This is a genomic window from Halomonas sp. MES3-P3E (genome assembly GCF_002836035.1).
GTDB lineage: Bacteria > Pseudomonadota > Gammaproteobacteria > Pseudomonadales > Halomonadaceae > Vreelandella > Vreelandella arctica.
In genome coordinates this window covers 45,622-70,976 of the sequence record NZ_PJBT01000021.1, presented here as the reverse complement: position 1 = coordinate 70,976, position 25,355 = coordinate 45,622, and the positions used below count along the sequence as shown (strand labels likewise).

The 25,355-nt window shown below is 53.4% G+C and carries 27 protein-coding genes; 23 read left to right on the top strand and 4 right to left on the bottom strand.

Annotated features, from left to right (window positions below; genetic code table 11):
- Nucleotides 1–90: 90 nt before the first annotated feature.
- A complete protein-coding gene (locus tag CXF87_RS07505) occupies nucleotides 91–1,755 on the bottom strand; it encodes an electron transfer flavoprotein-ubiquinone oxidoreductase (RefSeq protein ID WP_101146185.1) in 1,665 nt (554 codons plus the stop codon).
- Between the two features lie 473 nt (nucleotides 1,756–2,228).
- Here CXF87_RS07505 and CXF87_RS07500 point away from each other — a divergent pair, with 473 nt between their 5' ends.
- The 17 genes from CXF87_RS07500 (at nucleotide 2,229) to CXF87_RS07425 (ending at nucleotide 15,761) form a co-directional block, all read left to right on the top strand.
- Nucleotides 2,229–2,978: an electron transfer flavoprotein subunit beta/FixA family protein gene (locus CXF87_RS07500; RefSeq protein WP_101146184.1), complete on the top strand. Its 750-nt coding sequence runs from the start codon at nucleotides 2,229–2,231 to the stop codon at nucleotides 2,976–2,978.
- Between the two features lie 56 nt (nucleotides 2,979–3,034).
- On the top strand, nucleotides 3,035–3,961 hold the full coding sequence (locus CXF87_RS07495) for an electron transfer flavoprotein subunit alpha/FixB family protein (RefSeq protein ID WP_101146183.1): 927 nt from the start codon (nucleotides 3,035–3,037) through the stop codon (nucleotides 3,959–3,961).
- Between the two features lie 201 nt (nucleotides 3,962–4,162).
- Nucleotides 4,163–4,774: a superoxide dismutase gene (locus CXF87_RS07490; RefSeq protein ID WP_101146182.1), complete on the top strand. Its 612-nt coding sequence runs from the start codon at nucleotides 4,163–4,165 to the stop codon at nucleotides 4,772–4,774.
- A gap of 253 nt (nucleotides 4,775–5,027) precedes the next feature.
- A complete protein-coding gene (gene nrdH / locus CXF87_RS07485; protein WP_008956787.1) occupies nucleotides 5,028–5,249 on the top strand; it encodes a glutaredoxin-like protein NrdH in 222 nt (73 codons plus the stop codon).
- Between the two features lie 9 nt (nucleotides 5,250–5,258).
- Complete coding sequence (gene nrdI / locus CXF87_RS07480) at nucleotides 5,259–5,693, top strand: class Ib ribonucleoside-diphosphate reductase assembly flavoprotein NrdI (RefSeq protein ID WP_083832196.1); 435 nt, start codon at nucleotides 5,259–5,261, stop codon at nucleotides 5,691–5,693.
- Entirely contained in the window at nucleotides 5,675–7,855 is a 2,181-nt protein-coding gene (gene nrdE / locus CXF87_RS07475; RefSeq protein ID WP_269801094.1) for a class 1b ribonucleoside-diphosphate reductase subunit alpha, read from the top strand. The genes nrdI and nrdE overlap by 19 nt, the downstream gene beginning before the upstream one ends.
- An 80-nt stretch (nucleotides 7,856–7,935) precedes the next feature.
- Complete coding sequence (gene nrdF / locus CXF87_RS07470; protein ID WP_035566164.1) at nucleotides 7,936–8,907, top strand: class 1b ribonucleoside-diphosphate reductase subunit beta; 972 nt, start codon at nucleotides 7,936–7,938, stop codon at nucleotides 8,905–8,907.
- Nucleotides 8,908–9,045: 138 nt separating this feature from the next.
- Nucleotides 9,046–9,633 carry an HNH endonuclease gene (locus CXF87_RS07465; protein ID WP_101146181.1) on the top strand — a complete coding sequence of 196 codons (588 nt, stop codon included), beginning with the start codon at nucleotides 9,046–9,048 and terminating at the stop codon, nucleotides 9,631–9,633.
- Nucleotides 9,634–9,723: 90 nt separating this feature from the next.
- Nucleotides 9,724–9,918 carry a hypothetical protein gene (locus CXF87_RS07460; protein WP_101146180.1) on the top strand — a complete coding sequence of 65 codons (195 nt, stop codon included), beginning with the start codon at nucleotides 9,724–9,726 and terminating at the stop codon, nucleotides 9,916–9,918.
- A 4-nt stretch (nucleotides 9,919–9,922) separates the two neighbouring features.
- Nucleotides 9,923–10,123, top strand: coding sequence for a hypothetical protein (locus CXF87_RS21560; RefSeq protein ID WP_157826476.1), 201 nt, complete (start codon nucleotides 9,923–9,925; stop codon nucleotides 10,121–10,123).
- A gap of 118 nt (nucleotides 10,124–10,241) precedes the next feature.
- Nucleotides 10,242–10,646: an NUDIX hydrolase gene (locus tag CXF87_RS07455; protein WP_101146179.1), complete on the top strand. Its 405-nt coding sequence runs from the start codon at nucleotides 10,242–10,244 to the stop codon at nucleotides 10,644–10,646.
- A gap of 209 nt (nucleotides 10,647–10,855) precedes the next feature.
- Entirely contained in the window at nucleotides 10,856–11,638 is a 783-nt protein-coding gene (locus tag CXF87_RS07450) for a DUF3450 domain-containing protein (RefSeq protein WP_101146178.1), read from the top strand.
- Nucleotides 11,635–12,981, top strand: a complete 1,347-nt coding sequence (locus tag CXF87_RS07445) for a MotA/TolQ/ExbB proton channel family protein (RefSeq protein ID WP_101146177.1) — start codon at nucleotides 11,635–11,637, stop codon at nucleotides 12,979–12,981. Before CXF87_RS07450 ends, CXF87_RS07445 begins: the two co-directional genes overlap by 4 nt.
- A 1-nt stretch (nucleotide 12,982) precedes the next feature.
- Entirely contained in the window at nucleotides 12,983–13,525 is a 543-nt protein-coding gene (locus tag CXF87_RS07440; protein WP_101146176.1) for a MotA/TolQ/ExbB proton channel family protein, read from the top strand.
- On the top strand, nucleotides 13,518–13,925 hold the full coding sequence (locus tag CXF87_RS07435) for an ExbD/TolR family protein (protein ID WP_101146175.1): 408 nt from the start codon (nucleotides 13,518–13,520) through the stop codon (nucleotides 13,923–13,925). The genes CXF87_RS07440 and CXF87_RS07435 overlap by 8 nt, the downstream gene beginning before the upstream one ends.
- A complete protein-coding gene (locus CXF87_RS07430; RefSeq protein ID WP_101146174.1) occupies nucleotides 13,922–14,695 on the top strand; it encodes an energy transducer TonB in 774 nt (257 codons plus the stop codon). The genes CXF87_RS07435 and CXF87_RS07430 overlap by 4 nt, the downstream gene beginning before the upstream one ends.
- A gap of 4 nt (nucleotides 14,696–14,699) precedes the next feature.
- Nucleotides 14,700–15,761 (top strand): hypothetical protein, encoded by a 1,062-nt coding sequence (locus tag CXF87_RS07425; protein ID WP_101146173.1) that lies wholly within the window; start codon nucleotides 14,700–14,702, stop codon nucleotides 15,759–15,761.
- A gap of 149 nt (nucleotides 15,762–15,910) precedes the next feature.
- On the opposite strand, the gene xthA is transcribed toward CXF87_RS07425, so the two are convergent.
- Nucleotides 15,911–16,738 (bottom strand): exodeoxyribonuclease III, encoded by an 828-nt coding sequence (gene xthA, locus CXF87_RS07420; protein ID WP_101146172.1) that lies wholly within the window; start codon nucleotides 16,736–16,738, stop codon nucleotides 15,911–15,913.
- Nucleotides 16,738–16,992, bottom strand: coding sequence for a hypothetical protein (locus tag CXF87_RS07415; RefSeq protein ID WP_101146171.1), 255 nt, complete (start codon nucleotides 16,990–16,992; stop codon nucleotides 16,738–16,740). The genes xthA and CXF87_RS07415 overlap by 1 nt, the downstream gene beginning before the upstream one ends.
- Before the next feature lie 144 nt (nucleotides 16,993–17,136).
- Between CXF87_RS07415 and rhlB the strand changes: the two genes are divergently transcribed.
- Together rhlB and dinG are read left to right on the top strand one after the other, a co-directional pair.
- Nucleotides 17,137–18,411 carry an ATP-dependent RNA helicase RhlB gene (rhlB, locus tag CXF87_RS07410; RefSeq protein ID WP_232774769.1) on the top strand — a complete coding sequence of 425 codons (1,275 nt, stop codon included), beginning with the start codon at nucleotides 17,137–17,139 and terminating at the stop codon, nucleotides 18,409–18,411.
- Between the two features lie 5 nt (nucleotides 18,412–18,416).
- On the top strand, nucleotides 18,417–20,546 hold the full coding sequence (gene dinG / locus CXF87_RS07405) for an ATP-dependent DNA helicase DinG (RefSeq protein ID WP_101146169.1): 2,130 nt from the start codon (nucleotides 18,417–18,419) through the stop codon (nucleotides 20,544–20,546).
- A gap of 56 nt (nucleotides 20,547–20,602) precedes the next feature.
- Here the strand turns inward: dinG and CXF87_RS07400 are convergent, their stop codons facing one another.
- The gene (locus CXF87_RS07400; protein ID WP_101146168.1) at nucleotides 20,603–21,679 is read right to left on the bottom strand and encodes a 3-deoxy-7-phosphoheptulonate synthase; all 1,077 of its coding nucleotides are present in this window, start codon (nucleotides 21,677–21,679) and stop codon (nucleotides 20,603–20,605) included.
- A 389-nt stretch (nucleotides 21,680–22,068) separates the two neighbouring features.
- Between CXF87_RS07400 and rpoE the strand changes: the two genes are divergently transcribed.
- From rpoE to CXF87_RS07380, 4 genes are all read left to right on the top strand, one after another.
- Nucleotides 22,069–22,668: an RNA polymerase sigma factor RpoE gene (gene rpoE / locus CXF87_RS07395; RefSeq protein WP_008956771.1), complete on the top strand. Its 600-nt coding sequence runs from the start codon at nucleotides 22,069–22,071 to the stop codon at nucleotides 22,666–22,668.
- Nucleotides 22,669–22,965: 297 nt separating this feature from the next.
- On the top strand, nucleotides 22,966–23,691 hold the full coding sequence (locus CXF87_RS07390) for a sigma-E factor negative regulatory protein (RefSeq protein WP_101146167.1): 726 nt from the start codon (nucleotides 22,966–22,968) through the stop codon (nucleotides 23,689–23,691).
- A 55-nt stretch (nucleotides 23,692–23,746) separates the two neighbouring features.
- Nucleotides 23,747–24,784 carry a MucB/RseB C-terminal domain-containing protein gene (locus CXF87_RS07385; RefSeq protein ID WP_101146166.1) on the top strand — a complete coding sequence of 346 codons (1,038 nt, stop codon included), beginning with the start codon at nucleotides 23,747–23,749 and terminating at the stop codon, nucleotides 24,782–24,784.
- Complete coding sequence (locus CXF87_RS07380) at nucleotides 24,768–25,268, top strand: SoxR reducing system RseC family protein (RefSeq protein ID WP_332870628.1); 501 nt, start codon at nucleotides 24,768–24,770, stop codon at nucleotides 25,266–25,268. The genes CXF87_RS07385 and CXF87_RS07380 overlap by 17 nt, the downstream gene beginning before the upstream one ends.
- Nucleotides 25,269–25,355 lie beyond the last annotated feature (87 nt).

Genomic DNA, 25,355 nt, shown 5'->3' with positions numbered 1-25,355 from the left:
TGAAAGGGGGGATGCTACGGCCAGTAGGAATGCTTGCTCCCTTCTAGCCGTAACATTCATGCGGCTGACTTACATATTAGAGTGGTTGGCTTACATATTAGGATAGTTGGGGCCGCCGCCGCCTTCCGGTGCTACCCAAGTGATATTTTGCGCTGGGTCTTTAATATCACAAGTTTTGCAGTGTACGCAGTTCTGGAAGTTAATCTGAAAACGCGGCTGTCCTTCGCTATCTTCAATCACTTCGTACACACCCGCCGGGCAGTAGCGCTGTGCTGGTTCTGCATATTTAGGCAGGTTCTCACGGATCGGTAGCTCCGGATCTTCCAGGCGTAAATGGCACGGCTGGTTTTCTTCATGATTGGTATTCGACAGAAACACTGATGACGGTTTGTCGAAGGAAAGCTTTCCATCCGGCTTGGGATAGTTAATCTTTTCAAACTCGTCCGCAGGCTTCAGGGCGCCGTGATCGGTAGTGGTGTCATGCACGTTGGGTAACTTGTTGCCCAGCAGCTGGTGGGCAAAGTTATACGCGCCGCCACCGATGGTGCCATATTTATGGATAGCCGGACCGAAGCTGGCGCTCTCTTTAAGCTCTTGATACGCCCAGCTGGCTTCCCACTTCTGATTAAAGCTTGTCAGTTCCTGAGCGCCCTCATCACCTCCTTTAATTGCCTCAAACACGCTCTCGGCAGCTACTAAGCCCGACTTCATAGCGGTGTGTAAGCCCTTAATTTTGGAAAAGTTGAGCGTGCCCGCATCGCAGCCGACCAGCAAACCGCCGGGAAAGGTCATTTTTGGCAGGCAGTTGAAGCCACCTTTGGTAATGGCCCGGGCGCCGTAAGCAACGCGTTTGCCGTCTTTAAGGTATTGGCTAATAGCCGGATGATGTTTCATGCGCTGAAATTCATCAAACGGTGAAAGCCACGGGTTTTGGTAGCCAAGATCCATAATAAGACCCACCACCACCTGCTGATTTTCCGCATGGTATAAAAACCACCCGCCGTGGGTGTTTTTATCTAAAGGCCAGCCTGAACCGTGAACTACCAAGCCAGGCTCATGCTGCTCGGCAGGTACATCCCACAGCTCTTTGAGGCCAATACCGTAGTGCTGGGGGTCGCGACCTTCATCCAGCGAGAAGTCTTTAATTAAGCGCTTCCCAATATGGCCGCGCGAGCCCTCAGCAAATAGCGTGTATTTGGCACGCAGTTCCATACCCGGCATGTAGCCATCTTTGGGTGTACCATCGGCGGCGACGCCCATATCACCAATCAGAATGCCGCGCACAGCGTTGTCTTCAATGATAACGTCCTGGGCGGCAAAGCCTGGGAAGATTTCAACGCCGAGTGCTTCTGCCTGCTCAGCCAGCCAGCGGCAGAGGTTACCGGCACTGATCACGTAACGTTGCTGATCGCCGCTGGTGTTGTGCATACTTTTCGGCACAAGTGCGTTAGGCACTTTTTGCGCTTTTTCAGCGTCCTTAAGTAAAACAACGTCATCGCGAATGGCGGGCGTATTGAGCGGCGCGCCGCGTTCTTTCCAGTCAGGGAAGAGTTCGGTCAGTGCGCGGGGCTCAAAAACCGCTCCTGACAAGATATGAGCGCCAACTTCTGAGCCTTTCTCAACCACACAGACCGTTAACTCTTGCTCCGCCTCGTTAGCTTGCTGCATGAGTCGGCAGGCGGCGGAAAGCCCGGATGGGCCAGCGCCGACAATGACGACATCAAAGTCCATTACATCGCGTTCAACAGTTTCCACCCGGCTTCTCCTTATTCTCTTTAAGCGCCAATATCTGCAAAAGCTAGTGAATGCCTACGTTTTAGGTACTAGCTTATAAACAGATGGCCTTAATTTAAAACGGTCGTTTGCTTCTGGTTATGCCCCATGATAGGCATAATACCTGTGTCAGGTCACGCCTACGATGGTGCAAACCGCATTTCTTGGCTGTATGTGTTGCTAGCGATAGATCAATGCTAAGACCAAGGCAGTAGCTAGCAAGTATTGTCACTAACTGGCAGGCTATGGCAAATTGATAGGGTTTTTCAATCAGGTACCTATCAAACGCTTGAATGAATTTGACGGCACTGCCAATTTGGGCAGTGCCCAAGCAAGACTTTTTGCTCATAACGTATGCAGTAATTCTATTATTAGTCGCTATTTAATAAGGGGTACTCGCGAAGCGGGTGCCGTCCCAGGTTAACGGCTTTTATTACAAGCCAAGCGAGGAACCTATGAAAGTACTCGTCGCGGTGAAACGCGTCATCGACTACAACGTCAAAATCCGCGTGAAAGCGGACCACTCCGATGTGGACTTGACCAACGTCAAAATGGCCATGAACCCTTTCTGCGAAATTGCTGTGGAAGAAGCGGTGCGCCTGAAAGAGAAGGGCGTGGCGACCGAAGTCGTCGCCGTCACGGTCGGCCCTAAAGCCGCCCAAGAGCAGCTGCGCACCGCGCTGGCGCTGGGCGCGGATCGCGCCATCCATATTGAAACCGACGAGCGCGCCGAATCGCTGGCCGTGGCCAAACTGCTGGCGAAGGTAGTGGATGAAGAACAGCCCGGTCTGGTGATTCTCGGCAAGCAAGCCATCGACACCGACAACAACCAGACCGGCCAGATGCTTGCCGCGCTGACGGGCCTGCCACAAGGTACTTTTGCCTCGGAAGTGGCGGTGGACGGGGAGAAGGTTAATGTTACCCGTGAAATCGACGGCGGCCTGCAAACCATCGCTCTCACGCTCCCGGCGATTGTCACCACCGACCTGCGCCTGAACGAGCCGCGCTACGCCAAGCTGCCGGACATCATGAAGGCCAAGAAAAAGCCGCTGGATGTAAAAACTCCTGCCGACTACGGCGTGGAAGTGGCCTCTAAGGTGAGCCTGCTCAAGGTGGAATCCCCTGCCGAGCGCAAAGGCGGTGTCAAAGTGGCCTCGGTCGACGAGCTGATCGACAAACTGAAAAATGAAGCCAAAGTTCTTTAAGGTCGGTTCTTGACTCTCCGTACTTTGAGATAAACGCTTTGAAAGGAGCTGATGCTATGAGCATTTTGGTACTTGCCGACCTACATGAAGGCCAACTGGCTGGCGCCACCGCCCACGTCGTGGCGGCCGCCCAGGCCATTGGTGGCGATATTGATATTTTGGTCGCCGGTGAAGGCGTTCAAGCGGCAGCAGACGCTGCGGCGAAACTCGACGGCGTTAATAAAGTACGCGTGGCGGACAACGCTGTTTACGCCCACCAGCTTGCCGAGCCCATGGGCGCGCTGCTGGTAGAACTGGCCGATGGCTACAGCCACGTACTGGCCAGCGCTTCTACCACCGGCAAGAACGTTCTGCCGCGCCTAGCCGCGCTAAAAGACGTCAGCCAGCTATCGGATGTGCTGGGTGTCGAGAGTGCCGATACCTTCCTGCGTCCGATTTACGCCGGTAACGCCATTGCAACGGTGAAAAGCGATGATGCGCTGAAAGTGATCACCATTCGTACCACCGGCTTTGATGCCGTCGGTGAAAGCGGCAGCGCCACGATTGAAGCGGTGGATTTTGTCGCCGAAAACAGCCAATCCAGCTTCGTCAAAGAAGAGCTGGCCCAGAGCGACCGTCCAGAACTAGGCGGCGCCAAGGTGGTGATCTCCGGAGGCCGCGGCATGGGCAACGGCGAGAACTTCAAGCTGCTGGACGGCATTGCCGACAAGCTGGGCGCTGCTATCGGCGCCTCCCGTGCAGCGGTAGACGCCGGTTTCGTACCCAACGACATGCAGGTGGGTCAGACTGGTAAGATCGTCGCACCCGACCTGTACATTGCGGTGGGTATTTCAGGCGCGATTCAGCACTTGGCGGGCATGAAGGACTCCAAAGTCATCGTCGCTATCAACAAAGACGACGAAGCACCGATCTTCCAGGTGGCCGACTATGGCTTGGTGGGGGATCTGTTCGAGATCCTGCCGGAGCTTGAGAGCAAGTTGTAAGCATTTGAATGATCTATAAACATTGAGCCGACTTCGCCAGAAGTCGGCTTTTTTGTGATGGGTACATTAGGTAAACTGCCAATAGTTGACTAAAGTACTGGGGCAAAGGGTAAGAAAAACCACCCCGGTGGTTGAAAAAGCTGCGGGCTGACCGCACATAGGTAAATGAACGCAACGAAAGCCACTCAAGGAGATGATGATATGGCACATACACTACCCGAACTGCCGTACGCATATGACGCTCTCGAACCACACATTGATGCAATGACGATGGAAATTCACCATTCTCGTCACCATCAAACCTACATCAACAACCTGAACGCCGCGCTGGAAGGCACAGGTCTTGAAGATGTACCTGTCGAAGAACTCATCGCTAATCTGGATCGTGTTCCGGAAGCCAAGCGTCAAGCCGTTATCAATAACGGCGGTGGTCACGCCAACCACTCCATGTTCTGGCAGATGATGTCGCCCAACGGCGGTGGTAATGCTCAAGGTGATGTTGCAAAAGCAATTGATGCCGAGCTCGGCGGCCTTGAAGCTTTTAAAGAAGAATTCAAAAAAGCGGCCGTTGGTCGTTTTGGTAGCGGTTGGGCATGGCTCTCCGTTACACCTGAGAAAAAGCTGGTCGTCGAAAATACCCTGAACCAAGACAGCCCGCTGATGCACGGTAATACGCCGCTACTCGGTTTGGATGTTTGGGAACATGCGTACTACCTGAAGTATCAAAACAAGCGTCCTGACTATATTGCTGCGTTCTTCAACGTGGTCAATTGGGAAGACGTAGAGCGTCGTTATCAGGCAGCGATTAGCTAATACGGCTATGACCCGCTAATGGCGCCAGTTCTAGCGCTGTGAAAAAAACCGCCCGCTTTTTTAGTGGGCGGTTTTTTTATTGACTGGGATAGCCTTGGGCATTAGCTGTCAATATCCTGTGGGTAAAAAAATACCACATATGCTTGAATTGATTTTCCAATGGTCTATATATAGTATGCGTTGTGTCTTTTAGTGAGGGCGGGCACTAGATGTGCTCTACCCGAAAAATGCCGCTATGAAAAGGGAATTACCCATGGAAATTCAGATTTATAGCAAGCCAGCTTGTGTTCAATGCACCGCTACTTACCGTGCGCTCGACAAGCAGGGGCTCGATTACACCGTTATCGATATTACCGCAGAGTCCGGTGCCCAAGAAGAAGTAGAAGCGCTGGGCTATCGGCAGCTTCCCGTCGTAGTCGTCGGCGAAGATCACTGGTCGGGTTTCCGTCCGGATCGTATTCAAGCCCTGGCGTAAGCCGACAACATGCTGGCAAGTTGCTCACACACACCGATGGCCGGCAATTTGGTGTACTTCTCTACTAAATCAGGTAACACCCATCGTTTTGTAGAAAAGCTTGGTTTTGTCGCGACGCGGCTGCCGCTAAATCGAGATGAGCCTGCGCTACGTGTTTCCCAGCCTTATATTTTAGTTACCCCTACGTATGGTGGGGGAAGTTCACAGGGTGCCGTACCCAAGCAGGTCATTCATTTTCTCAACGACACGCATAACCGGAACCTCCTGCGGGGAGTCATTGCTGCGGGAAACACCAATTTTGGCGAAGCATATGGTCTTGCTGGCCGCATCATTGCGAAAAAATGCCACGTACCGCTGCTGTATCGATTTGAATTATTTGGCACTGACGATGACGTGGTCAACGTGCGCAAAGGAGTAGAAGAGTTTTGGAAACGACTAACGTAGCTACCCAGAATGTGTCAGAAACAAAACGGCCTGCGGCGGCTCCTGAGGCGCGTACGCTGGATTACCACGCCCTCAATGCCATGCTCAATCTATACGGGGCCAACGGCGAGTTACAGCTGGATAAAGATCGCGAAGCGGCTCGCCAGTACTTTTTACAGCACGTTAACCAGAACACGGTGTTCTTCCACTCGTTAGAAGAGAAGCTCGATTACCTCGTGGAAGAGCAGTACTACGAAGCGGAAATGCTGGGCCAGTACAGCTTTGCCTTTATCAAAGCGTTGTTCGAGCAGGCCTATGCGTATAAATTTCGCTTCCCAAGTTTTTTGGGCGCTTTCAAATACTACACCAGCTATACGCTGAAGACGTTTGACGGCAAGCGCTATTTAGAGCGCTATGAAGACCGTGTCTGCATGGTCGCGCTGACCTTGGCGCGGGGCGATGAAACGCTGGCCAAATCACTGGTCGATGAAATCATCTCCGGCCGTTTTCAGCCTGCGACACCGACCTTCTTGAACTGTGGCAAACAGCAGCGCGGCGAACTAGTATCTTGCTTCCTGCTACGCATCGAAGACAATATGGAGTCGATCGGTCGCTCCATTAACTCGGCGCTTCAGCTTTCCAAGCGGGGCGGTGGCGTTGCCTTCCTGCTCTCCAATATTCGAGAGTCTGGCGCGCCCATCAAGCGCATCGAAAACCAGTCCTCGGGCATTATCCCGATCATGAAACTGCTGGAAGACGCGTTCTCCTACGCGAACCAGTTGGGCGCACGCCAGGGCGCGGGTGCGGTCTACTTGAATGCTCACCACCCGGACATTCTGCGCTTTCTCGACACCAAGCGGGAAAATGCCGACGAGAAAATTCGTATCAAAACGCTCTCATTGGGCGTGACGATTCCGGATATTACCTTTGAACTCGCCAAGCGCAACGACGACATGTACCTGTTCTCGCCCTACGATGTCGAGCGGGTTTACGGTGTTCCGTTTGGTGATATCAGCGTTACCGAGAAATACCAGGAGATGGTCGCGGATGCGCGCATTCGCAAGCACAAGATCAATGCGCGCGCCTTCTTCCAAACGTTGGCAGAGCTGCAGTTTGAGTCGGGTTACCCGTATATCATGTTTGAAGATACGGTAAACCGCGCTAACCCGATTGCTGGCCGTATCAATATGAGCAACCTGTGCTCGGAAATCCTCCAAGTCAACACACCGACTGAGTATGACGACGACCTCGGTTATCGCCATATCGGCCAGGATATCTCCTGTAACCTGGGCTCGATGAACATTGCCAAAGTGATGGACGCAGGGGATATCGGTACCAGCGTGGAAATTGCCATCCGCGGTCTTACCGCTGTTTCGGAAATGAGCAACCTGCGCAGTGTGCCTTCTATTGCCGAAGGCAATGCCCAGTCGCGGGCGATTGGCCTTGGCCAGATGAACCTGCACGGCTATCTGGCGCGTGAGCACATCTACTACGGCTCCGACGAGGGGTTGGATTTTACCAATCTCTACTTCTACTGCGTTGCCTTTCATGCGATCCGTGCGTCGAACCGCTTAGCGATTGAGCACAAGGAGTCGTTTGCGGGCTTTGCAGATTCTACCTACGCTTCGGGTACCTTTTTCGATAAGTACACCGACCAGGCGTGGCTGCCGCGCACCGATAAAGTACGTGGGCTGTTTGAGCGCAGCGGTATCGCGCTGCCGACCCAGGATGATTGGCAGGAGCTGAAAGCCTCGGTCATGGCCCACGGTTTGTATAACCGTAACCTGCAGGCAGTGCCGCCGACGGGGTCGATCTCCTACATCAATAACTCCACCTCCAGCATTCACCCGGTGGCGGCGAGAATCGAGATTCGTAAAGAGGGCAAGTTGGGGCGTGTTTACTACCCGGCGCCTTTTCTGGATGAAGCGAATTTTGACTACTTCCAGGACGCCTACGAAATCGGTCCGGAAAAGATCATCGATACCTACGCGGAAGCCTCGCAGCACGTCGACCAAGGCTTATCGCTAACGTTGTTTTTCCCAGACACCGCAAGCACGCGCGATATCAATAAAGCGCAGATTTACGCCTGGCGCAAAGGTATCAAAACGCTTTACTACATTCGTCTGCGCCAGAGTGCGTTAGAAGGTACCGAGGTAGAAGGCTGCGTTTCTTGCACGCTGTAATCAGCAAGCGCTTTGTAACTGTTATTGAATGCCCGGTGTTGATCGCCGGGCATTGAACGCTACGTTTTGAGAGCAATGCCATGAACACCATGCAACGTTTATCGCGAGTAGATGCGATTAACTGGAATCGACTCCAGGATGATAAAGACCTGGAAGTGTGGAACCGTCTGACCAGTAATTTTTGGCTACCCGAAAAGGTGCCCTTGTCTAATGATATTCAGTCCTGGAACACCCTGACTGAAAAAGAAAAGCAGCTGACGATTCGTGTGTTTACGGGGCTAACGCTGCTGGACACTATTCAAAGCAGCGTGGGCGCGCCGGTATTAATGGAAGATGCGCGCACTCCCCACGAAGAGGCTGTTTACACCAACATCGCCTTTATGGAGTCGGTGCATGCGCGCTCCTACAGCTCGATTTTCTCGACACTCTGCACCACACGTGATGTAGATGATGCCTTTCGCTGGAGCGAAGAGAACCCTACGCTGCAGGCAAAATCGCAGCTGATCTTAGAGCGCTATCGCTCTGATGATCCACTGATGCGCAAAGTGGCCAGCGTTTTTCTTGAGTCGTTTCTGTTCTATTCCGGCTTCTACCTGCCGATGTACTGGTCAAGCCATGCCAAGTTGACTAACACCGCCGACCTGATCCGCTTGATCATTCGTGACGAAGCTGTGCATGGCTACTATATTGGCTACAAGTTCCAACAGGCACTGGCGGAAGCGACGCCAGAGCGGCAGCAGGAAGTCAAAGATTACGCCTACGAGCTGCTACTAGAGCTTTACGACAACGAAGTGCGCTACACCGAGTCACTGTATGACGAAGTTGGCCTAAGTGAAGACGTGAAGAAATTCCTTCACTACAACGCCAACAAAGCGCTGATGAACCTTGGCTACGAGCCACTATTTCCCAGCAGCGTTACCGATGTGGATCCAACTATCATGGCGGCGCTTTCACCCAACGCCGATGAAAACCACGACTTCTTCTCCGGCTCCGGCTCTTCCTACGTGATCGGCAAAGCCGTCGCCACCGAAGACGACGACTGGGCGTTTTAAGGTAAATATAGTTTATTACCATTAAGCGCGGTGAGAGGGGTTTACTCATCGCGTGCTTTAAGACTGCTTAATCAGATGACAGATTTATTCAATATTAAATTTTTTGTCTAGCTTGCTGTTACTGATAAGGAGATTCGTATGCCTCGAGAATCAATTCCTAAAGGCCTGAGGGAAAAGGTTCTTAATGAATACGATCATCGGTGTGCATTTTGTGCAGGTGATAGGCCTCATCTGCATCACGTTGATGAGGATGCGACAAATAATACACAAGAAAATCTCCTTCCTCTTTGTCCGAATTGCCATCTCAGAGATCAGCACAACCCAACAAGAAAAGTTGATATTCCGAAGTTAAAGCTATTCAGGGAGCATAAAGATCCGAGTATTCTTAAGCCACAGTTTCATCCAATATATCTTCGTCAGGCGTTCCTAGATGATATTCAGATCAATATTGACTCTGTCGATTCATTGGAGAAGAAGGCAGGTGAGTTGATTGAATTTGTGGCAACTTTGGAAATGGGAGGTTTCTATAGTAAGCGTTTAAATGAATTAATTGGGCGACCAAGTATGGCCTTTATGTTTAGTCTTTCTAGTGGTCATAATCCTGAGTTTGAACGACAGATGAACAGATCTAGGGAGAGCTACCGAAAGCAATTGGTAGAAAATAATAAACATGCAAAGAAGCTTTTGATTGAGCTTTTAAGATATCAGTCGTGGGCAAATGGTTAACGATATTAACTGCATGGAATTTGTTCATTTGACTCTGTATTCTAGCAAGATATATGTGATGGCTCAGTTAAGAGCTATCGGGGGCCACTCATGAATAGATTTGATGTCGAAATTGAGAAAGACGGAAAATTCTTCATAGGGCAAGCATCCATTTTAGGGGGAATATTGACTGTTAACTCTATTGAGCTTGGCTCAAAGTCAGCGTCAATATCTTCAAATAATGAGTTTTTAGCTAAAATTCTCTTGTATGAGCTACTGAATAACACACTCAATAAGGGTTGGTAATGTTATGTCTGCAGAAATAACAAATCTAGAAAACCTCATCAAGAAAAAAGAAGCAGATCTCAGTCGTGCGGAAGGTGAAAGCCAGTCACTTAGTTTCGGAAAGTACAAGTCTTCATCAAACTCAGCAATATCAAAAATTCTTGTTAATTCTCTGCGTAGAGAAATCAACGATCTATATAAGCAGCTTGAGGAATTGAGGGTTTAAATATTGTTAATAAAGGTAGGTGCAATCAAACTCCTCACCTCCTAAACGTTAAAAACGTACTCGGTTTTCCAATGTGTGCTATAGGATGCTAAATTTATCAGGAAGAAAAGGAATATGTATGACAGCCAACCCTGCTAACGTATTGAAAATTGCCGCTGCTGTGGTGAGTGACCCAGATGGGCGCTTGCTATTGGTGCGTAAGCACAATACGTCTTTCTATATGCAGCCAGGCGGCAAAATCGATGCAGGTGAGAGCGCGCTAGAGGCGTTGTGCCGCGAGCTGCAAGAGGAGCTTGGCTTGCATGTTAGCGAGGATCAGCTGATACCCCTCGGAATGCATTCCGTGCCAGCGGCTAATGAGCCGGACGTGATGCTTGAAGCGCATCTGTTTAGCCTTGTTATTGACGAGCCTGTCGAGGCGGCCGCTGAAATTGCCGAAGCAATATGGGTGACCCGTGAAGAGGCTTGGCAGCTTCCGCTAGCGCCGCTGACGAAAGAGTATGTAGTGGCAAAGCACACATAGTGATGTTTGTGATGAAAGGGCGCTGATAGGCGCCTTTTTTTATGCGCGCTCGATGAGAGATAACGCCTGATTGTTAATGATAAATATTGTCATTTATTATATTAGTGGTAGGCTAGACGCGTAAAAGTTAAACGCAAATCGTTCTAATACCTAATTAGTTTTTAGCCGGGCGGTGACAGCCGCTGGCTACTCAGTGACGGAGAGTCGACGTGCTGAACAGGCCTTTTTTTGCCTTGCGTGGATGGTGGCTGGCGGGGGTGCTGGCCAGCGGCACGCTGCTGGCAAGTGAACAAGCAGTGGCTCAAGCGGCCGAAAGTGTAGAAGCCCAGCAAACCCAGGCCGCACTTCAGGCGCAAATTGATGCTGCCGATGAACAAACGCGTGAGCAACTGCAAGAGCTACGCCGCTTAGAGCGCGAAACACGCCAGTTAGACGCTGAAAATGCCTCACTGTCCGGGCGCTTGGCGGAAGAAGCCGAACGCCAGCAGCGTCTGGCGACTGCCCTGAATACGCTTGAAGAGACGCGCGCAGCGCTGCCTGTGATTGAACAAAATATGTCTGTTCAGCTCAGTCAATGGATTGAACGTGACTTGCCGTTTCTACGCGAGGAGCGGCTGGCACGGGTTGAGCGTCAGCCTGAGGAACAGGGCGAAAACACCATTGAACGCATTAATGGGCTACTCGAAGCCTGGCGCGTCGAGCTCGATTATGGCCGTGAGATGGATAGCTGGCGGGGTCGTTTAAGCCAGGATCGCCGCGAACGTGAAGTGGATTTTTTACGTGTGGGTCGTATCGGTTTTTATTATCTAACCCCTGATGGGCGTGAAGGTGGGGTGTGGAATGCTGAAAGCGGTGGATGGCAGCCACTTGATGACGAATACCTGCGTGAAGTGCGCAATGGGCTGCGTATGGCGAAAGATCAGCGCGCGCCGGATTTATTAACCTTGCCGCTCTCAATCAGTGCGAATGACCAGCAGGGAGAGCAACCATGAGTCGACCAACTCTCCGTCAACTTTTTTATGCCTGCTTGATGTTAGGGCTGGTAGCGATCAGTGGCGCATCAATGGCACAAACTGAAAGCGCAACGTCGCTGCGTGAAGCACGAGAAGCGGCTGAAGCGCGTGACCAGCAGCGTCTAATGGGCTTTTTAGACGACCAGCAAGCATTAGAGTCTGCGCTGGAGCAAGCCCGCACTGATCACGAAGAGGCTCAGCAGCAGCACGAAGCGTTAGAGATCCAGCAGGCAGAGCAAACCGATCAAGCCAGCGAGTTAAGCGAGCGTCAGGCGGAGCAGGGCGAGGCACTGACAGGGCTGCTGTCTAACCTTGCCCGGCATAGCTCAGAAATTCGCAATGCACTGGGTGAAGAGAGTTTGCTTTCCCTAGAAGAAGGGTCGCTGCCGCCACGTTTGGATGAAGTCGAAGTGCTCGAACGCCATCAATTGGAAGAGGTGGTGGATCGCTTGGCGGCATTAACGGCGCGTACGGGCCGCGCTGAGCGCCTTTCACTGCCCGTCGCCGATGCTAACGGCGAAGTAGCCGCCCGTAAGTTGGTGCGGCTTGGAGATTTCGCGGCTTTTACTGAAAACGAGCTTTTAGAGCGCGGAGAAAATGACGGCAACCTAGTGGTATTGCCGCGTACACCTGATGCCATTGGTGGGTTGCTAGCGGATTACTACCAGGGCGAGAGCCATGTCTTCGCTGTTGATCCTACTCAGGGCAGCGTGCTGGAAGCCCTAGCCCAGCAGCCCAGTCTGTGGGAGCGTTTCCAGCAAGGCGGTTATGTCGGCTATGTGGTCGTTGCATTAGGCATTTTAGGCCTGATCATTGGGTTAGGGCAGTACCTCTATTTAGTGCTCGTTAGCCTGCGTGTTAATCGACAGCGTCAGTCGCTCAGCCAGTTAAAACCTAACAATCCACTAGGGCGTGTATTGCTGCGTTTTGAAGGCATGGATAAACACCAGACCCCTGAAGCGTTGGAAGCACGATTGGACGAGGCGGTACTGGCTGAGCTGCCAAAACTGGAGCGTAGCCAGCCGATGGTCAAATTGCTGGCCGCGATTGCGCCGTTGCTTGGATTGTTGGGTACGGTCACCGGCATGATCGTAACTTTCCAGGCGATTACCGTGTTTGGCACCGGCGACCCGCAACTGATGGCGGGCGGTATTAGCCAAGCACTGGTAACCACTGTACTCGGTTTGATTACCGCCGTGCCGCTGCTGTTCGTGCAGACAGCCCTGTCGGGTCGTAGCCGCTATTTGACCCATGTGATTGAAGGGCAGGCGAGCGCGACATTAGCGGATCATCTCGAATCTCACACGCCCGCGGTGAACTGATATGTCCACTCTTCCTCTCTGGCTCGAACCCGTTGAGCGCTTAGTGGAAGCGGGTGGCGCGGTATTGGTCGTGCTGGCAGTGGTGGCTGTGCTGGTATTTGCCATGGCCATGGAGCGCTGGTGGTACTACCGAATTACCTGGCGTACCGCGCGGCGTCAGTTATTGCGACGTTGGGCGGCGCGCAGCGACCACACCAGTTGGAGCGCCCGTACGCTTCGTCATGTGTGGGCGGAGGCGCTGGTCGCTAGACTGCGTAAGCCCTTGCCATGGCTGAAACTGCTGGTCGCGCTGTGCCCTTTATTGGGTTTGTTAGGCACGGTGACTGGCATGATTAGCGTGTTCGATAGCCTCTCGCTAAGTGAAACCCATCAAGCGCGCGCCATGGCGGACGGTGTCGCCCGAGCGACGCTGCCGACCCTAACCGGTATGGCCATTGCCGTGGTGGGGCTTTTATTTATTAGTCGTTTAGAGCATGTCATTCGTCGTGAAGACCAGCGGCTGCAAGATCGCTTGGCGCGGGCACTGGAGGAAAGTGATGCGTAGACGCCGTTCTATAGAAGCTACTGCAGAGAGTAATGAGGTGAATCTTACCCCCATGCTCGACGTGGTATTTATCATGCTGATTTTCTTTATCGTCACTACTAGCTTTGTTAAAGAGAGTGGCGTGGAGATTGATCGCCCTGAATCCAGCGCCGCGACGCCGCGCCCAGACGCCCAGGTGCTCGTGGCAATTTCCCCAGAAGGCGCCGTATGGGTGGATGGTAGTCCGGTGGATACTCACCGGGTTGGCCAACAGGTCGCCGATATGCTCAGTGACGATGGCTCGGTGGTTATTCAGGCGGACCGTGAATCCACCACGGGCCTGCTGATCGAGGTAATGGATCGCCTGCGTGAAGCGGGCGTTGAGCAAGTGGCGGTGGCGGCGAGTCGGAGCGGGTCATGATGCGCCACCTGCTGTCGTTATTGGGAGGCGTGGTGCTAGCGGTGGGCTTGTTCTGGCTGCTGGCGCAGCTGGTTGCGCCCCCCGAGCGGGAGCCCGAAGAGCTGACCATGAGCATGGCGATGACGATGGTTGAAGCGCCGGAGGTCGCCCCTGAACAAGAGGCGCCTACGCCTCAACCTGTAGAAGCAGCGCCACAGCAAGCGCCGCCTCCTATGCCCGCGCCAGAGCCGCCTCCGGTAGCGGAAAGCACGATTAGTTTACCGGAAGTAGAACTGCCGGATGAGCCCGTTGAGCCTGTCGAAATGGACAGTGAGCTCCCCGAACTTACCGAAGTTGAGCCGGAACCTGAGCCACAGCCTGAACCTGCTCCAGAACCAGCCCCAGAGCCTGCGCCGAGAGAAGCGCCTGCCGAGCCAGCCCCTGCGGCAACCACTGCTGCGCAAAGTGAACCTGCCGTGCGTGAAGCTGCGCCACAGGCTGAGCCAGCGCCCTCTAACGAGCCGGTTAGTGTAGGTCAGGCGACCCCCACCAGCCGGGTAAATCCAAGTTACCCTGCGCGCGCTCAGCGCCGTGGCATGGAAGGGTTTGTAGAGGTCGCCTTTATGATCCGGCGTGATGGCAGTGTGGATGCTTCTTCAATACGGATTACCAATGCGCAGCCGCGTCGTGTTTTTGACGATGCCGCACGGGATGCAATTAGCCAGTGGCAATTTGAACCCAGTGATCGGTTACGCAATGCCACCCAGCGGATCGAGTTTCAGTTGAGGTAGCAATATGAAGCGTCTTTTAATTTTATTGCTAAGCGTCTGGTCGTTTTCAGCGCAGGCGAGTCCCGCATTGCCTGGGGATATTATTGCCGACCTCAACGCGCTGCAGAGCCAATTGCAAGAGGGGGAGCTAAGCAGCGTTGTCGAGCGTGCCACCGCCCAGGCTGAGCGGCTAGCCTCGGGTAATCAATCGGATCAATGGGCTAGTGCGCTCTATCAACAGCTGGCTGCAGGCGCCTTGGCGCGCCAGGATCAGCCTGCTGCGGCAGCGGATCGGCTGGCGATTGCCCGTGGCTTAGACGGTGTCGATAGTGCCCAAGCAGCCCGTTGGCTACGTGAGGAGGCCTCGCTGCGCCGTGCTGCCGACCAGCATGATCAGGTCATTGAGCTACTCAGGGAGTGGTTAACCAATCAGCAGGATATCGATACGACTTGGCAGTTAATCCGCTTGCTGGCGCAACAGGAGCATTGGGAAGAAGCCGCCGACTGGCTTGAGCAGGCGCTTGATGAGACGCCAGAACTCAACGAAGCACAGCAGACGCTGGCGCTTGCTGTGTATCGCAATGCAGGGCAAGGCGATCAGGCGTTGGGCTGGCTGCTAGATGGCTTGAGTGCGCAAAGCGACGCTGCCGATTGGCGCCAAGCCGCCGGGCTTGCCCAGCAGGCTGGTCAGGCAGGGGTGGCTGCTGGGCTGTGGGAAACGGCGTGGCAATTAGGCAAATTAACCGAGCAGGAAGATTTTTGGCTGTTGATTCAGCTTCATCTCGCTGGCGGAACCCCCGCTAGAGCAGCAGAGCATCTAGAGCGGGCTCTAAATGAGGGCGATATTGTCCGCGATGAAACCCACCAGCGTTTGCTTGCCAATGCCTGGCGGCAGGCTAAAGACGTTGAGAAGGCTTTGAATGCTTGGAAAGCGTTGGCGCTGCATACGCAGACAGCCGCCGACTGGCGAGCCTATGGTCAGCTCGCTTACGCCTGGGGTGAGGATGAGCAAGCGAAACAAGCCTTTGCCCGCGCCTCGTCGCTAGGTGATAAGGAGGCGGAGCAGTGGCTGGTCAGCTTTAATTAGTCAATTTAACTTAGGAAAAACACGTTTGTTCAGTTCCATGAGTCGGCGATAGGGTAGAGCGAGGGTCTTTTTCCAGGGATGGAAAAAGTAGCGCCCATGGATGGGTTTACAGCGCCCTCGCGGCGCCCTAACGCCGCAGGCAGGGAAGGCTAGGTTTTAAGCGCAATATCAAAGTCACTCCAGGTAGGCGCGTGATCAGAGGGGCGTTCCATGCCGCGCAGATCGTAGTCGATACCCGCGCCGGTGGTCTGATCGGCTAACGCCTTGGTGACGAGAATATAGTCAATGCGCAGGCCGCGCTTGGGCTCCTGGTTAAACCCTTTTGAGCGGTAGTCAAACCAGCTAAAGCGGTCATCGGTTTGTGGATAGCTGAGGCGATAGCTGTCGGTAAGCCCCCACGCTTTGACCCCTTCGAGCCATTCGCGCTCAATGGGTTGAAAGCTGGTTTTACCTTCGCGCAGCCAGCGCTTGCGGTTGGCCTCGCCGATGCCAATGTCCTGGTCTTCTGGCGATATATTAAAATCGCCCATGATAGCGAGCCGCTCGTCAGGGCGGTACTGCTCGTTGAGCAGCCGCGCTAGCTGACCATAAAAGCGCTCTTTGTTTGGAAACTTAGTGGGATGGGTGACGTTTTCGCCCTGAGGGAAATAGCCGTTCCATACCGTCACGGCTTCCCCATCTTCCGCGAGTAGGCGAACGCCGATCATACGGCACTGGGCATCTTCTTCATCATCGGGGAAGCCATAAAACACTTCTTGAGGTGCCTGACGGCACAGTAGGGCAACCCCGTAGTGGCCTTTTTGGCCGTGATAAAAGACGTGGTAGCCCATGGCTTCCACGTCAGTAATCGGGAACTCGCTATTCTGAACCTTGGTTTCCTGAAGCCCAATCACGTCCGGCTGCTGAGTGTCGATCAACGCCTGTAATTGGTGAAGCCGTGCTCGGATGCCATTAATGTTGAACGAAACCAAACGCATTATGAATCGCTCCCCTTGGGATTGTTGGATTCACTGCCTTTGTCAGGGTGAATGGCAATATCCTGCCCACTCTGCTGGCGAGCGAGTTTTCTCACTGCCTGGAGTTTGCGCTGCTGTTGCTTTTTTGCCACAAAGCGGCGCGATGGAGCCACTTGGTCAGGGTTGTCGTGGCGCCATTTTTTATAATCTTTACGCCGGCCGGTACGAATAGTTACTTTGTCGGCCAGTGAACGAGTTTTTTTCTTACGCGTCATGTCGCGCTCCTTACGTCGATTTGACGGCTATTCTAACAGGCCTTGGGACTCCTTCGACAGCAGGACGCGCTCTTATCGCCAAGCCCTGGTACAATGCGCACGTCAAGAAGCCAACTTCCACAGCAATGGACAGATAGACAGCCTATGAGCGAGTCGGAACAGACCACAGCCCCGGCCCAGAATCGCAAGCCAAAACGCCGCCGTCGTAAACCGCGTCGTCGCCAGTCGAACTGGGATCTTCGTCAGTTTCAGGTGCCCGCCGTGGCCGGCAAGTGGCGCTTTCATGACTTTGATCTGCCGCTGCCATTAATGCGCGCTATTCACGCCCAAGGGTTTGAATACTGCACACCTATTCAAGCCGAGGCCCTGCGCCAAACGCTATTAGGTGGCGATATTGTCGGCAAGGCGCAAACGGGAACCGGTAAAACCGCGGCCTTTTTGATCTCTGTGATGGCCTACTTCCTGGAAGAGCCAGCACCCAATGGTCAAAAGCCAGGTGCACCGCGCGCCTTGATTATTGCGCCTACTCGCGAGCTGGCGCTGCAGATCGAAAAAGATGCTAAAGCGTTAGCACGATTTACCCAGCTCAATGTGGCGAGTGTGGTCGGCGGTATGGACTACCAGAAGCAGCGTGAAAGTCTGGGCAGCAAGATCGATATTCTAGTAGCAACGCCAGGGCGCCTGCTGGATTTCCATCAGAAGCGTGATATCGACCTTAATGAGGTTGAAGTATTGGTGTTAGATGAAGCCGACCGCATGTTGTCGATGGGCTTTATTCCCGACGTGAAGCGGATTATTCGCTACACGCCGAAAAAAGAGGAGCGCCAGACCTTCCTCTTTTCGGCCACCTTTACTGACGACATCTTGAATCTCGCCAGTCAGTGGACGCTTGATCCTGCCCACGTCGAGATCGAAGTGACCGTCGAGAATCAGGCGGATATCGATCAGCGTGTGTATTTGGTGTCTGATGACGATAAGCAGCGCTTGTTGGTGAATCTACTCCAGCAAGAGAGCTTTGAGCGCGTTATGGTCTTTGGTAACCGCCGTGACTTGGTGCGCAAGCTTGACGATCTACTCAAAAAAGCTGGCGTAAGCGTGGCGATGCTGTCGGGTGATGTGCCTCAGGGGCAGCGTATCAAAACGTTGGAAAGCTTCCGCGAAGGCGAAATCCAGGTGTTGGTCGCGACTGACGTTGCTGGACGTGGGATTCACATTGAAGACGTCAGCCACGTTATCAACTACACCCTGCCGGAAGACCCGGAAGACTACGTACACCGTATCGGTCGTACCGGTCGAGCTGGCGCTAAGGGTGTCTCGATTAGCTTCGTTGGCGAAGAGGATGCGTTCTCACTGCCGGAAATCGAGCGCTATATCAACGACAAGCTGCCCTGCGTGCATCCGCCGGAAGGTATGCTCTAAGCCGCATGCTGGATGATGCCCTCAAAAGCGAGATTCAAGACGCTTACCGTCGCGTGGTGGATACCCTTGAGCTAACACCACGCTACGGCCAGCGCATGATGATCGCCGAAATCGCCAGGACCCTCGGTAATATCGAGAGCGACAGCGAAGGTAAGCGCACAAGCGATACCCACGTGTGTGTGCTTGAAGCGGGCACCGGCACTGGAAAAACGCTGGCCTATCTAATCGCCGCCTTGCCCATCGCGAAAGCGCGCGGCAAACGGCTGATTATTTCCACGGCCACGGTCGCTCTCCAAGAGCAGGTGCTGAATCAGGACTTACCCTCGCTGGCTAGCCACAGCGGCATTCCCTTTCGCTACGCATTAGCCAAAGGGCGTGGTCGCTATGTGTGCGTGGCGCGTCTGGATCAGGCCCTCGAAGGCACTGAACCCAACCCAACGCTCTCGTTGTTTGAGCAGTCGCTGCAAACGCAAAGTAGTGACTTTACGGTCATTGCCAGCGATATGGCGCAAGCTTATGGCCAGGGCGAATGGGAAGGGGATCGCGATAATTGGCCAGAGTCGATAGACGATGCGCACTGGCGAAGACTCACAGTAGATCATCGCCAGTGTACGGGCAGGCGCTGCGGCCACTTTGGTGCCTGCGCGTTTTTCCGTTCCCGTCGTGAGCTTGAGAATGCGGATGTTATCGTCGCCAATCACGACCTTGTGCTGGCTGACTTGGCTTTGGGTGGCGGCGCTATTCTGCCCGACCCGGCGGACTGCATCTTTGTGTTTGACGAAGGCCATCACCTGCCCGAGAAGGCGCTTTCCCACTTTGCCCACCGCTTTGCGGTGCACGGCTGCTTGCGCTGGCTGAAAACGTTGAGAAGCAGTTTGACCGACCTTCACCAGGCGTTGGCTATACAGCCAACGGTGTCGCGGCTTTTGGTCAGCTTGCCAGAGCTGATTCATAACCTGGAACCCGCACTAGGCGATGTGTTTAGCATGGGTCATCAGTTGGCGGAGCGGCCAAATGGTTTGGCTGACGAAGAGGCCACTCATCAATCGCGTTTTGAGAAGGGCCAAGTGCCCGACGCTCTGCGGGAACAGGCGCAGCAATTGTTGGTGATGTTCGCCTCGCTGTCGCGCTGCTTGGAGAGCATTAGCGACATCCTGCGTGAAAGCCTTGATCCTGATAAGCAGACCGGCCTTGATCGTGAGCAGGCAGAAACTTGGCTGCCGCTCGTCGCGTTGCTTCATGGGCGTGCCTTAGAGGCGCATGCGTTGTGGCAGGTGTTCAGCGAGCAGGATATTGCTAACGAGGCGCCCAGCGCCCGCTGGATTACCCTAAGCCGTGTAGCGGGGGAGCCGGAGGTTGAGTTCTCGGCCAGCCCCGTTTCAGCCGCGCACACGCTTGCCAAGCATTTATGGGGGCGCTGCCATGGGGCGGTGGTCACCTCTGCAACCCTGACGGCCCTGGGGCGCTTTGAGCGCCTGCAAGAGCGGGCAGGCTTGGCCAATCGCTATCGCTATCAGGCGTTGCCGAGCCCCTTTGATTACGCCAATGCGGTGCTGCGCGTACCCAAAGAGGCCACCGACCCTGGGGACAGGGATGCCCACGAGCGGGCGATCGTGACTTTTGTATCGCAGTTGGCTGATAAAGAGGCGGCGTTAGTGCTGTTCTCTTCTCGAGCTCAGTTGCGGGCGGTTGATAAAGCACTGCCAGCTAGTATGAAAGAACGGGTGCTCGCTCAGGATGCACTGCCAAAGCGCGAGTTGATTGAGCGCCATCGGGCGGCGGTGGATAGGGGTGAGGGCAGTATCATCTTTGGCTTGGCGAGCTTTGCCGAGGGCATAGATCTTCCCGGCGACTATTTGACGCACGTGGTGATTACGCGGCTACCCTTTGCGGTACCCGATGACCCAGTGGGCGCTACATTAGCAGAATGGATAGAGAGCCAGGGTGGTAACGCGTTTATGCGCATTAGCGTGCCTGATGCGTCTATTAAACTGGTGCAGGCCTGCGGGCGCTTGATTCGTAAGGAGAGTGATCGGGGGACGATCACCTTGCTGGATAAGCGGGTGATTACCCGTCGATATGGGCAAGCGCTGCTGGACGCACTGCCACCATTTCGGCGTGAAATTAGTCGCTAACGATTATCCAGTGTACTGGGAAACAATAAAAACCCCGCCGAAGCGGGGTTTTCGACCTACTTGGCGATGCGCTTGGCTAGCGTGGCGGCAAGTTTATCGTTCATGCGGTTGAAGGTTTCCACCGTGGTGTCCCAGTCGATGCAAGCATCGGTAATCGAGACGCCATACTGCAGCTGGCTAAGATCCTGCGGCAATTTTTGATTGCCCCAGCCAATGTTGGATTCAACCATCAGACCTATGATGGAAGTGTTGCCTTCCAGGATTTGGTTGGTAACGTTTTCCAATACTAACGGCTGTAGCGCTGCGTCCTTGTTGGAGTTGGCGTGGGAGCAGTCGATCATAATGTTGGGCGAGAGCTTGGCTTTCTCGAGCTCTTTCTCCGCCAGGGCAACGCTTACGCTGTCATAGTTGGGCTTGCCGTTGCCGCCACGTAGAACAACGTGGCCGTAGGCGTTGCCTCGGGTGCGAATAATGGCCACCTGGCCTGCTTGGTTAATCCCCAGGAAATTGTGCGGGCTGGCCACGGACTGAAGCGCGTTAATCGCCACGTCCAGGCTGCCGTCGGTACCGTTTTTAAAGCCGACCGGGCAGGAGAGGCCGGAAGCCATTTCCCGGTGAGTTTGCGACTCGGTCGTGCGGGCGCCAATCGCTGACCAGCTAATGCAGTCTTGCATGTACTGGGGAGAGATGGGATCGAGTGCTTCGGTAGCGAGCGGTAAGCCCATTTCAGCGAGGTCGACCAGCAGTTTTCGGGCGATGTGCAGGCCTTCATCGATCTCAAAAGAGTCGTTGAGGTGCGGGTCGTTGATCAGGCCTTTCCAGCCCACCGTTGTGCGCGGCTTTTCGAAATAGACGCGCATCACGATATACAGGCTGTCGCTAACTTGATCGGCAAGTTTGCGAAGACGGCGGGCATAATCAAGCGCTGCTTCCACGTCGTGGATAGAGCAAGGGCCGACCACTACCAACAGGCGTGGATCGCTGCCATCCAGGATGTTCTGGATGGTTTTACGCCCCTCTATTACGGTGCGCTCTGCTGCCTCCGTTAACGGTATGGCATTCTTGAGCGCTTCTGGCGTTGTGAGAACGTCTTGAGCGAGGACGTTAAGGTTATTAACCTGCTGTTCTGACATCTTGCTACCTGTGCTTGCGTAATGGCTGAAAAAGTAAGGACGATAAAAGTGGCGTCTACTATCGCTTGCCGGGGAGGTAAAAATCAATTGTTGTGGAACTATAGCAGCATTAAAAGTGTCAGCCGCTGGGTTTTGTGAAAGGAGCTAAGTGCTTGATGCCCTGCACGGAACGCGCAACACTGAGGCTCTGTTTTAACTGGGCCCTGTCTTTAAAATTCGGTACCGTTATAAAATGCAACAACATATATGGGCGATGTATTCGCTCTTTTATTCACTCTATTATTAATTAATGCCCAAGGGACGCTATGCTGCTTGCTGTGAACGCCCACTTGTCAGGGCTAATAGGAATGGGGCTCGGCGCACGCCGTACGAGCTGGAGGAGCGTGTGAATGGGCACTCGGGAAACAGACCAACAGCTTGTGGAACGTGCCCAAAAAGGCGATACGCGCGCTTTCGATTTGCTGGTAAAAAAGTACCAGCACAAAATTATCGGCCTGATCGGTCGTTACGTTCATGATCACTCTGAAGTGCAGGATGTGGCTCAGGAGGCGTTTATCAAGGCGTATCGCGCCTTGGGCAAGTTTCGCGCCGAAAGCGCGTTTTATACCTGGATGTACCGTATTGCTATCAATACTGCCAAAAATTATTTGGTCTCGCGAGGCAGGCGTCCCCCGGGCAGCGATCTAGATATTGTTGATGCTGAAATTATCGATCAAAGTGGCCGATTGGCCGATTCAGAATCGCCGGAAGCGGCCATTGCCAGAGATCAGCTTGAAGCAGCGGTTTACCAAGCTATTGCCAATTTGCCTGATGATCTGCGCACGGCGATAACCTTGCGAGAACTGGATGGTCTTGCTTACGAAGATATCGCTCAGGTAATGCAGTGTCCGGTGGGTACCGTTCGCTCACGAATTTTCCGCGCTCGGGAAGCGGTTGATGAGCATATTCGTCCGTTAGTATCGACGGCCAGGAACAGTCGCGATGAATAACGGTCACTAATAAAAGGGCTAGGTGATTGCTTTGAATCGCCATCACAATAAATGAAGGTTTTACTTTTTTTGTGAACTGTCTGGCACGTTTAGCGTCATAAAGCATGACTATCTTGATGAGCACAATGGTTGTATCAATGTGCAAAGCGTCATGAGCTTAGCGTTGTAACCTGGTTAGGTAGATAGCCTAAGTAGTGTGTAACGGAGTCTTGGCCTTGGAAGTCGTCGGCGTGATGGTGCTTGTTCTGAGTGGCCACTATGCCAGTACTTCTTTTAAACAGTGTGAGGGTGTGAAGTATGAGTCAAAACACACGGGAATCACTTTCGGTGTTGATGGATGGCGAAAGTGATGAGCTAGAGCTTCGCCGAGTGTTGAAGGCGCTGCCTAACGATGATGACGCCGCCGATACTTGGCGCCGCTATCATCTTGCGCGCAGCATGATGCAACGTGAGCAGGGTGTCGATGTAAGCGTTGATCTTTCTGCTGGCATCATGGCCCGATTGCTTGACGAGCCTGCTCCCATAACGCAAGGCTCAGACCAAGTGGCCTATCGCACTGGAGGGATATCGTTTGCCCGTGGTGCTGGCGTTGCTGCTGCTGTCTCCTTGATGGTTATTACAGGTGTGCAGTTCTTTGGCAGCGATTCGCCGGTTGGTCAAGGTGGCGACATTGCAACGACTGCTTCCAGTACTAATGGGGGGACTCAAGTGCAACCCGTTAGTTTGGCGTCTCAGCCGGCAGTTGCTGGGCGTGCAGATATGCCGATGTTTGAACCTACGCCGTTTAGGCTTAGCGGGCAGTCAGGTCAAAGTGGTTTGATGAATATTAGTGAAGCTGGCTTCTCAGCGCAGGCTCCTCAGGGAGTCACCGCTTCACAAGGCACTAACATTGATGTTGATCAGATCGGCTTATTGCAATCTTACTTAAAACAGCACACCCAAAGTGCCGCTTACGGCAGTGGTGACAGCTGGATGCCGCTGATGCGTCCTTCTGCAGTAACTGAGCCACTAGGGCAGCGCTAAGCCTCAATGACGGGCTTTTTCATAGCGCCTATTAGGTGAGCAGGGAGTGCGCGAGATGGAAGTGCGCAATATGATGTTTGCCCTGCGGACTAAGCGAGCATGGGGGCTAGCAACTGCAGCTGTGGCTTGTATGCTCTCTTTTGATGTCTATGCAGAGAGCATAAATAAACAATCAGAAAGCCACGCTGGTTATGAATGTGCAGCGGTTTCGCAGCAGGCGCCTAGCAGCGCAACACAGTGGCTTGAGCGTGGTTTGTGGGCCAGCCACTGTTACGCCTTTCAAGCAAGAGCCGTCGCTATTGATTCAATCGGGGTTCGCACTCTTGCGCTTTCGCACCGAATTCAAGACGGTATTCGACAGCAGGTAGTTCAGTATTTAGATGGTCCCTCTGTCAGTATCGAGCGACGCTCGCCAGTCGGGCGGTTAGCCTGGACAGAAGAGGACAGCACTGGTGAGCTGCCTTCTCCAGCGCGGTGGGCCGCTCACCTTGAGCAGTTCTATTCCATTGAGCTTGAAGATAACGCGCGTGTTGCTGGTCGTGAAGCGGTTAAACTAATGTTTGAGCCTCGCGATCAATGGCGTTTTTCCCATGAGTGGTGGCTAGATCAAGACACTGGCCTGTTGCTGAAGCATGTACTCATTGACCAGCAAGGGCGAATCATAGAAACTTTTCAAATCACTCAGCTTCAATCGCCTCGAAAGTATACTGGAATCGTTAGGGTAGATGGTTCAAAGGTCGTGCTGGGCACTCCCTGGCAAGTTACCTGGTTGCCCGAAGGTTTTGTTACTCAACCGATTAATTTTACCGGCAATGATCGGCATCAACGAGTTTATAGCGACGGTTTAGCGACGGTAAGTATCTTTGTGGAACCTCTTTCCTCTGATGCTACTACCGCTTTAAAAGAAGGCGTCCAGCAACTGGGTGTTTCTGCTGTCGCCATTGAGCATACAATGAGCGCTAAAGGTCGTTGGCAGGTGGTGGCCATTGGTGAGCTGCCTGTAGCAACACTCCAACGGATCGTCCGCTCAATCAATTTTGATTTGCTTGAATCTCAGACCAGTAGTGATAGCCACGATGAGGATGAGCCTTAGTGTTTTCGTTTTACGTATGTCAAGAAATGAAATGACGGCCTCTACTGCATGCTCCACTCTGCTGCGCACTGGCACTGTTGTAGGGTTTAAGCCCCAGCATCTTATTATAGAAATGTCTGCCCAAGAGAATTGTGAGCAGTGCGCGCAGGGAAGAGGGTGCGGTTTAGGATTGTTATCGCGTCGGCGCAGCCAGCACATTGCTATAGCACTTCCTGAGTCAGCCCTAGATATTGAGCAGCGCTATCCATTAGGGAAGTTGGTCACCATAAGCTTGCCAAGTGCGTCCGTCACGCTACTCGCTTTTTTTGTTTATGGGCTCCCTTTACTGCTAGCGCTGTTGCTATCCGGCATAGTCTCGCGTGTTAGTGATTTAATTTGGCTGCCGCCACTGATCTTTTTTATCGCCTTGGTGGGCGGTGCGCTAAGTATTAACTCCCTATTGCGTGGGCGAGGGGAACGCTTTCGTCCACGCTTGGTCAATTAGAAGGTTAATTTAGTTCTCCGGCACTTTTCAATGAACTGTTTCTATAAAAAATTTCTATAAACAGTTTCTATGAACGTTGCTGTGAGT